Source organism: Seongchinamella sediminis, from assembly GCF_003457605.1.
Lineage (GTDB): Bacteria > Pseudomonadota > Gammaproteobacteria > Pseudomonadales > Halieaceae > Halioglobus > Halioglobus sediminis.
Genome location: NZ_QRAN01000043.1, coordinates 1 through 8,475, shown reverse-complemented (window position 1 = coordinate 8,475; position 8,475 = coordinate 1). Strand labels below are relative to the sequence as shown.

Below are 8,475 nucleotides of genomic sequence, written 5' to 3'. Positions count from 1 at the left end.
CAAGCGACACATTTACCGAGGTGACCTTCCAGGGCTTCTGGATACCGAGAATCTGACTGTAAAGCTGTGTATCTTTCATGAGGACAAGGCTAATCTACCCACTCGATTTGGTGAAGACCCATAATTATTCTCATTAGCCGATTGCTTTCTTTCGGCCAGTGCTAAACCAGTATCAGGCGCCGCCCATCGCCGGAAAATGACGATCGCAGTCAGGATAATTAGCATTTGCGCTCAAAAGCCTGCGCCGGTGTTTTTGGGTGCTAATGACAGTGCCCTTGGCGGCTATTGTCGTATGCTATGGGCGGAGCATCTTTATAGTGAGGAAGGTTGAGCAAGTGCTTCTTCGAAACGCTATTCTCCCGGTAACTACAATCAGGTTGAGACCAAGTGATGAAAACTGAACGATCATATCGCGGGCGCGCAGGCTCGCTGGCGGTTTTTACCGCACTACTGACAAACCTGGCAATTTCGGCCGCCTGCGCCGGGGAAAACGTTGCTGACAGAATGCACCAGGCATGGATGGCATTCAGTGATGACCTGAATTTGGCAGAAGCAACACTGAGAGAGCCGCAGCACTACCCTCCAGCGCCCAGCGAGCGGGTGATGGCTGACGGCTATCGGTACCTCCTCGCCCACCTCAACCGGGAAATCGAGTATGCCATTCGCGCTGACCCCCTATTTCCAGAGTTTTTCCGATCCATGGATATGTTAAGGAAATGGACAGGCGAAAACCCCGACGCCATGTACTTAAAAGCCCCGATCGATGCCAGCGCTTACTATCAGGTAGAAATTCAGGCGGAAAACACCAATGAATGGACAGCAGAGACGTTCGTTTCGGGTGCCAAAGCGCCTCGACAGGTCACATTTCAGACCATCACCAGTGTGCCGGGATACAGCGGTGAACTGAAAGAAATGAAGGATTGTCGCAATCAGACTCTGGACTTTATCACTGGAGCCGAACTAGACGCTGATTCTCTCGGGCGTTACCGTATCCTGATCGGACCCAGTCGGCCGGATGACTATACGGGCAATTTTCTCCTTTCACGCAAGAGAATGAGCTGTGAGGCGACCGGCAACACCACTATTCGAAGCGCAAGTATGCTCTCGGTAAGAGAGGTATTTTCCGATTGGGAACACGAAGTCCCTCTGGATATGAAGATAACCCGCCTGGATTCGATTGGCCTTAACCGCCCACCATTGTCCAGCAGCGATTTGGCAGCCATTCTGGAAACACTGGGTGATAAGGTCAAAAACCAGATACGGTTCTGGAATCTACTAATGGCTGGTCCCATGGAGATGAGCGGGGACACTAATAATGACGGCAAGCGTTCCTTACCGATCAATGGCATTAACCAACCATCGCCTCCCTTCACTGCAGGTGGCGTCGCCGGAGCCAAACAACTCTACGCTTCAGGGATTTTTGATCTTGAGGATGATGAAGCTCTGATCATCAGAATGCTGGCACCCGTGGAACCCTACTACACCGGGTTCCAATTGAACAATCTATGGATGGAGGGTCCAGACCAGCAGAACTTTGTGAGTAGTTTAACGGGCGCTCAGAACCCTGTGGTTGGTGACCAAACCCGTTATTATATCATTTCATCGCAAGACCCGGGTGTTCAGGGCTGGATCGATACAACAGGCCTGAAAAAAGGGTTTCACACGATGCGTTTCGTTTTCAAGGAAAGTCCTTCTGCAGATAGCTTGCCCAGGCTGACAGCCAAACGTGTCAAGCTGTCAGAACTGCCTCATTCCCTTCCAGAAAGCTATCCAGAGGTAAGTAGTGACGAACGCAAGCAGCAGATTGCTATCAGGCAGGATCATATCAAAATGCGTTGGCGGAATTACTGAGTGGGAATGTCAGAAATTCTGTGTCAATTGCTACGAACTTTTGTCATGCGGGGTTTCGCGCGTAATCGACGGTCGATATTTTCGTTTGTATGAACTTGGACTAAGACCGGTCCATCGTTTAAAGGAGCGAACGAAGGTACTTGACTCGGTATAACCCAGTGATTCCGCTATTTCGACGATGCTTAGCTTTTCATTGAGAAGCCTGCCGATAGCAAGTTCGCAACGCACTTCATCCTTAATCGCCTGGTAAGTTGTACCTTCGTCGTGCAATCTCCGTCTGAGAGTCGATTCGGAAATGTAGAGCATAGCTGCCACTTCGCCGATTGAAGGCATACGAGTTCCAAGCTCAATAACAATCAATGACCGAATAGCCCGGCTGGTACTCGCTGGCACGACATCCTGCTCAATCAGTTGATACACACTGTTGTTGAGAAATGCGACAAGCGACTCATGTGTCTGAACAATTCGACGCTTTAATAAGCTCTGGTGGAACGTGAATGTATTCTCTCCTGCGTTGAAACGCACTGGGCACTGGAAGATTCTGGAAAGACTTTCCCGATATTTCCTATCGATTGGCGGCGCATCAATGGATAAATCCGCGACAGGTATCGACTCACCAATCAGCCAGCCACAAAGTGCATGCCAGGTACGAAGGCCCGATGCCCTGGCTACTGTCAACGTATAACCCGCCCTGTCCCACGTGCTGGGCACCAGCGGGGTACCCCCTTCCGGAAGGTCAAGCGTAAAACTCAATTTTACCATTGAGCTTTCTTTATCTTCGATAAGTGTTGTCTGATAGCAATTTTTAGAAAACAGAAGCCTTTCAAAACGGCTGGCAAGCTGTAACGCCTCACCCAAAGTCCGCGCACCTATCAGGCAATAGCACATCATCTCGAAAGACTCGCTTCCGACACCAGCGCCCCAGATAATCGGCTGGCTAAACTGTTGTAATTTAATAGCTGCTGCTTTGTAGATTCTGGAATAGTAGTTGGCAGGCAATTGTTGTTCTGCTGGCATCGACATGATCTGATCAGTTGTCAGGCCAGTTGTGCTTATGATTGCCTCCACATCCAGCTCGAATAGCGCCAGGTAGCTAATGAGTAACTGGAACTTTCTCGCGGGGATAGTGATACTGAGCACTCGTCCTTTACTCCTGAATATCCATGATCATGCTACCTCAACGCATGGCAAGCGTCAGCATCGCAAGAGGCACAGTGGCTGTTTGATTCTGCTGGCGGAAGCCCCAGCTCAGGCCTGAAATATTCTGTGTTCAGAAGCCAAAGTTTACAGACGGCATCGAATAGTGAAATAGCAATTTATTGCAACCAGGAATGTGTGCTCACATTGACGAGTCAGGCGCATCAAGAGAGAGCCGGCAAGCACTTAAGCAGCACAAGCGGCAAAGACCTGTGGATGCCAACCTGTGCCGGGACTGTGCCCCATTGCAGCGGATCGAGCAGCTTGTCGCGATACGACGGGGGCTGAGGTCGGATTACAGCATGCCCATCCGCTGTGCGAGGCGCGCTGCGGGAATCAGCAGGCGGCGTATGATCAGGTGCTGTTTGCGTGGATTACCCACCGCTTGCGGCCGGCTCAGCGGGAAAGGCAGGGTATCCAGCCGCTCCGACGCCAGGCCCTCGGCCAGCAGTTTGCCCATCAGCGGCGCCATGACATTGCCCCAGGCATTGAAGTGCATCAGGCCGTAAACACCCGGATGTAACTCGAAGACACCGGGAAACTCCTCGTCCCGCAGGGCCACGCGGCCGGTCCAGTAGTGCTGCAGGCGGATATTCGCCTCGCGGGTCGCCGGCCAGGTGCGATGTATCCAGCGCAGGTGCTGGGCGAAATGCCAGTCGCCGTCCGCCGGGCGCGTCGTTGTGGGCAGGCTGGAGACCACGATGCGCCGGTGTCGGTCGATCAGGAAGGGATGCAGGTCGACGGGCTCCTGGGCGAGGGTCGCGCCGCCGGGCATGATCTGTTCCGCGAGGGCCTCGGGCAGCGGCTCGGTGGTTATGCCGTAGGCGGTCAATGGATAGAAGTTGTCCCTGACGCGCGGCTCGATGGGACCGGGATAGGCGTTAGTGCAAAGGACTACCCGCCCGGCAATGACGCTACCGGCTTGGGTGCTGACGCGCCAGCGCCGCCCCTCCGCCTGCAGCCGGAGCGCTGCGCTGTCACCGAACACCCGCGCTCCGTGCCCGATGGCCGCGCGTATCAGACCGTTGGTGAACAGGTAGGGGTTGACCCGGCCGCCGTCGCGGTAGAGCACACCGTGGGCGTAGTAATCGCTCCCGGTCATCTCGCGCATCTCGACTGCGCCCAGCCAATCCACAGCCTGTCCCTGTAGCTGGCGCCAGAAGCGGGAACGCTGCTTGAGCTCCTCGAAGGTCCCCTCTCGCTGGGTCGCATGCAGGTAACCGCTGCGAATGGCGTCACAGTCGATGGCGTACTCCCGCGCGAGATCGAAGGGAATGGTGTGGTGCTCACGGAAGGCCTCCAGAAAAGCCCTGCCCCCATCCGGGAAGCGCTGGAAAACGCTGCGACTGCGCAGCGTCGGCAGAACGTGGCCGGCATTGCGTCCGGAAGCGCCCCAGCCCGGTTGTCGCGCCTCGAGCACGGCAACAGCCAGACCGGCCCGGGCGAGGTGCAGGCCCAGGGAACTGCCGGCGAGCCCGGCGCCGATCACGCAGACATCGGCCTCGATCGACTGCGCCAGGGCCGGATAGCGCGCCACCTCGGGGACCCAGCCACTGCCCTCCAGCGGCGACATTCCCTGCTCGAACTGGTCCTCCCGCTGTGCGGGTACCTGCCAGGCGGCCCCCGGATGTGCAGGGGTGGCCCCGTCATCGCTCTCGCAGCCCGACAGCAAGGCGCCGCCGGTAACGCCGAGCAGCCCTGCCTTGACGCAGCTGCGGCGCCGGATACCGGTGCCGGACTCAGTATTCATAACTGACTTCCAGGCCGCGCTGCTCCAGGGTATCTGCACCCAGTGCGGTGATGGCAATGGGCACGTCCTGGCTGCTTTCCTGACGCTTCTGGGCCGTGACCACGACCTCCTCGATACCCTGCGCCAGGACAGGCGCCGCGCTCCCGAGTGTGGCCAGCGCAATAGCGCTGATTAGTGTCCTGCTGGCAAGTTCCCACTGCATGCTGCACCCCTGATGGTTTTGGTGACAAATTTTGAACAAAACCACTTTAACGGGACATTTGGCTTACTAGCAAGCCATACGTCCCGTGATAGACTCCGGACCGCGAGGTATGAAACAGTGCACGGGTTGAGCGTGCGCTGCGCAAAAACGCATGGCGCCCACTGAATACCGGGGCGTGGCCAGGCAAGAAAACGGGAGCGAAATGAGCAAAGTTGAATTTCCCCGCGCAACGGAAGGGGGCGATGAACGCCGCGCGCACATCGAAGCAGCGGTGGTTGCTGTCATTGCCCGCTCGGGGATCGAGCGACTGACCGTGCGTGCCGTCGCGGCAGCAGCCGGGTGCTCCAAGGGCCTGGTAGAACACTATTTCGGCAACAAGGCCTCGCTGGTGGCAGCTGCCGCGGATTGGGCCAACCGCACCTACCTGGATCGCGTGCGGCGCGCTGTAGGCGACCAGAGGGGGCTCGCAGCGCTGGAAATCCGCCTGCGTCAGTTGCTTCCCTACCGCGAGGAGATTCTGCACGAGTGGAAGGCCCGCCTGGCCTTCTGGCAGCAGTCCTCGTGTGACACTCGAGTCGCAGACAGCAGTCGCTCAGCCTTTTGGCAGGTCCACGACCAATTACTTGGTGACGTCCAGGTAGCCCGGGATGAAGGGCAAATACCGGCATCGGTGCCACTCCAGGAAACCGCTGAACTGGTGCTGGTGATGCTGGTCGGATGGAGCACTCTGTGCATCAACAACCCGCGCCTGCGTGAACACGCCCCCCTGGACCGCCGCCTCACCATGCTGCTGAACCTGCTGCGAAGCGGCGAACTCACCGGGCTGGTGGTGGGCGATCCCGAGGTGGACTACTGACCACTCAGGGAGGAGCAAGGCGCTCTTCCAGCTCGATTAAAACGGTAGCGAGCACCTCGTCTGCCAGCCGTCTGATCAACTACATTGCTGAATTGCAGATCAACAGCGTGCATGCTCATCGCCACCGAACAGGAGCGAGCCGGGCTAAGGTGGGCTGGTGAAGGAGACATCCTCCAGACGCAGGCGCTCCCTGCAGTGGGCGCACTGCACCCGGTGTTCGAGAATGTGTCCGCAGCCGTCGTGGAGCAGCAAGTCTGCCGGGCCGGTACTGCCAGCCATCCAGTGATCGCCCCACTGCATCAGCGCGAGGATCATCGGGAAGATGCCGCGACCCTTTTCGGTCAGGTGATAGCTCACCAGGCGACCGTCCCTGTCATCGCCCTGTACCTGCAGCAGGTCCAGTGAAAGCAGGGTTTTCAGCCGCGCAGAAAGCACGTTACTGGAGATGCCCAGGACCTTGCGGATCGCGTCGTAGTTGTAGACGCCACGCATGATGACGGTGAGTATCTGGATGCTCCAGCCATCCCCGATCACCACGGTCGCCAGGTAGTCGGAGCCCAGGTCTTCCAGTTTGTTCACGATTCGGGGCCTGCGACCGTTGCTTCCCGCAACGGCTGCGGCCTTGTTAATGGACCGGAAAGTGACGTCCTCAATGGCAATCTCCCCCTGGCAGGCATGGCAGCACATCTCCGGCTGCAACAGCTTGCCGCAGTTGCTGTGATACAGACGCGCCGGAAGAATGCTGGCGTCCGCATGCCAGTGACTATGCCAGCGCCAGACCATGATGATGAAACTGTAGAGATCGGCCCCCTTGGGCGTGAGTCGGTACTCGTGCACCAGGCGCCCGTCCTGCACCGGCGCCTTGTACATCAGCGCTTCCTCGGTGAACCGGTTGAGCCGGAGGATGAGTGTCTGCCGGGTGATACCCAGGCGGGACTGAAAATCCTGGAACCGGCGCACCCCGAGAAATGCTTCCTTGATGATCTGCAGGGCCCAGGGGTCGCCCACAACATCCAGCGTCCGCATTAACGACACAGGGACAAATGGTCGCTGTTGCTTGCTCGCGGCCTTGGACACTATCTTCGCGCTCCCTGCAATGATTGCGACAAAATAACTAGGGCCTGTTCACACTACCTGAGTTGGCCCTAGCATAAGCAGAACTTGTGGTGCTGGCAATGTGCGCAGGCGCAGACCTGTTCATTGCCGCACGGTTATCGCCTGTGCAGCGGATGGAGCGGATGGAGTGGATGGACGCGACTGAATCAGCCCGTTATGCCCGGCAACTCAAAGGTGCCAACCAAAGGCACCCGGCTGTCGCTAGTGCGCTGCGGCAGTATAGCCAGGGTACTTGTGTTAGCAACAACAGGTTCTATAATTAAAGTCTAGAAAAGAAACTAATGCATCAAGAGAGGAGTCCCGAGCGTGCATTACAGTGTCGTCACCCCCCTGTGGCAGGACCGCCCCGCGGCGGACAACCTTGAAGTCGCAATCAATGCCGACAAACTGCAATTCCCCGAACTGTGGATCGGGGAAATGGCAACTTACGATGCCTTCGCCTTTGCCACCGCCGCCGGGCTCAAAACCCGCCAGATCAAGCTGAGTATCGGTCCCCTTGCAGTGTCAGTGCGCACGCCGGCCACTATGGCCATAGGTGCAGCCTCGGTCGCCGACCTGACTGGTCGCGACGTGCAACTGGCCCTGGGCGCCTCGAGTGTCGTGGTAGTTGAGGAGTGGCACGGGCGCGTGCGGGAGCGCACCGCCACCCATCTGGCGGAGACGGCGCAAATAATACGCGGCCTGCTCGATGGCGATAAAGTCTCGTTCGAGGGCGAACTGGCCAGGTGCAAGGGCTACCACCTGCGGCTGGACGCGCCGGGCAGCCCCATCACCATAGCCGCCTTCGGCCCCGCCGCCGTGCGCGCGGCTGCGCGCCATGCCGATCGCATGTTGCTCAACATGTGCGATGCGGCCAGCGTCGCACGCCTGCGAGAACAGATGGAAGATGCCGCAGCCAAAGCCGGGCGGCCCGCACCACGGCTGGCCGTGTGGCTGAGCTGCGCGGTTGAGCCACAGCGCGAAACCATCGAACAACTGCTACGCGCCAAGGTGGGTTACCTGGCGGCGCCGGGATACTCTGACATGTTCGTTGCCGCCGGTTTCGGCGATCTGGTGGAATATGCGCGCACTCGCCCCCATCCCCGGGATCTGCTCGCCGCCATGCCAGGCGAACTGGTTTCTGCCATTGGGCTCGTGGGTTCCGAGGCGGAGATCGATCGCAAGCTCGAAGAGTACCGCGCCGCCGGTGCCGACGAAATATGCCTGGTGCCGGCCACCACCGGCGACCCCGGTGGCCTGCGCACCCTGCAGGCTATGGGCAGCAGGCTGGACTAACACCGAAACCGGAGGAATCGCCGATATGCTGCACAGCAATGACCGCTGTTGCGCCAGGCGAATACCAGCAATGGAACGCCTTTAACCAAAGCTCTATTATAAAATTCGGTCCTTCAGACATTTCTGTGGGTCCATACTAAGCTGAGAGGCATATCCTGATGGGAGGATTTGCCATGCACAGCGAAGAAATGTACCGGCAGATGCTGGGTCTGACGGCGCCTTGGGATG

7 protein-coding genes are annotated in these 8,475 nt (G+C 58.1%); 3 read left to right on the top strand and 4 right to left on the bottom strand.

Annotation, left to right across the window (positions count from 1 at the left end; all coding sequences use genetic code 11):
* Nucleotides 1-390: 390 nt before the first annotated feature.
* Nucleotides 391-1,851 carry a hypothetical protein gene (locus DWB85_RS19055; RefSeq protein ID WP_133300684.1) on the top strand — a complete coding sequence of 487 codons (1,461 nt, stop codon included), beginning with the start codon at nucleotides 391-393 and terminating at the stop codon, nucleotides 1,849-1,851.
* A gap of 30 nt (nucleotides 1,852-1,881) precedes the next feature.
* Here the strand turns inward: DWB85_RS19055 and DWB85_RS19050 are convergent, their stop codons facing one another.
* From DWB85_RS19050 to DWB85_RS19040, 3 genes are all read right to left on the bottom strand, one after another.
* A complete protein-coding gene (locus tag DWB85_RS19050) occupies nucleotides 1,882-2,991 on the bottom strand; it encodes an AraC family transcriptional regulator (RefSeq protein WP_117957644.1) in 1,110 nt (369 codons plus the stop codon).
* Between the two features lie 352 nt (nucleotides 2,992-3,343).
* A complete protein-coding gene (locus DWB85_RS19045) occupies nucleotides 3,344-4,798 on the bottom strand; it encodes an NAD(P)/FAD-dependent oxidoreductase (RefSeq protein ID WP_117957642.1) in 1,455 nt (484 codons plus the stop codon).
* Nucleotides 4,788-5,000: a hypothetical protein gene (locus DWB85_RS19040; protein ID WP_117957640.1), complete on the bottom strand. Its 213-nt coding sequence runs from the start codon at nucleotides 4,998-5,000 to the stop codon at nucleotides 4,788-4,790. The genes DWB85_RS19045 and DWB85_RS19040 overlap by 11 nt, the downstream gene beginning before the upstream one ends.
* Before the next feature lie 202 nt (nucleotides 5,001-5,202).
* Here DWB85_RS19040 and DWB85_RS19035 point away from each other — a divergent pair, with 202 nt between their 5' ends.
* The gene (locus DWB85_RS19035; RefSeq protein ID WP_162846207.1) at nucleotides 5,203-5,856 is read left to right on the top strand and encodes a TetR/AcrR family transcriptional regulator; all 654 of its coding nucleotides are present in this window, start codon (nucleotides 5,203-5,205) and stop codon (nucleotides 5,854-5,856) included.
* A gap of 144 nt (nucleotides 5,857-6,000) precedes the next feature.
* Here the strand turns inward: DWB85_RS19035 and DWB85_RS19030 are convergent, their stop codons facing one another.
* Nucleotides 6,001-6,882 carry a winged helix-turn-helix transcriptional regulator gene (locus DWB85_RS19030; RefSeq protein WP_117957636.1) on the bottom strand — a complete coding sequence of 294 codons (882 nt, stop codon included), beginning with the start codon at nucleotides 6,880-6,882 and terminating at the stop codon, nucleotides 6,001-6,003.
* Between the two features lie 396 nt (nucleotides 6,883-7,278).
* Between DWB85_RS19030 and DWB85_RS19025 the strand changes: the two genes are divergently transcribed.
* On the top strand, nucleotides 7,279-8,247 hold the full coding sequence (locus DWB85_RS19025; protein ID WP_117957634.1) for an LLM class F420-dependent oxidoreductase: 969 nt from the start codon (nucleotides 7,279-7,281) through the stop codon (nucleotides 8,245-8,247).
* The last annotated feature ends 228 nt before the right edge of the window (nucleotides 8,248-8,475 follow it).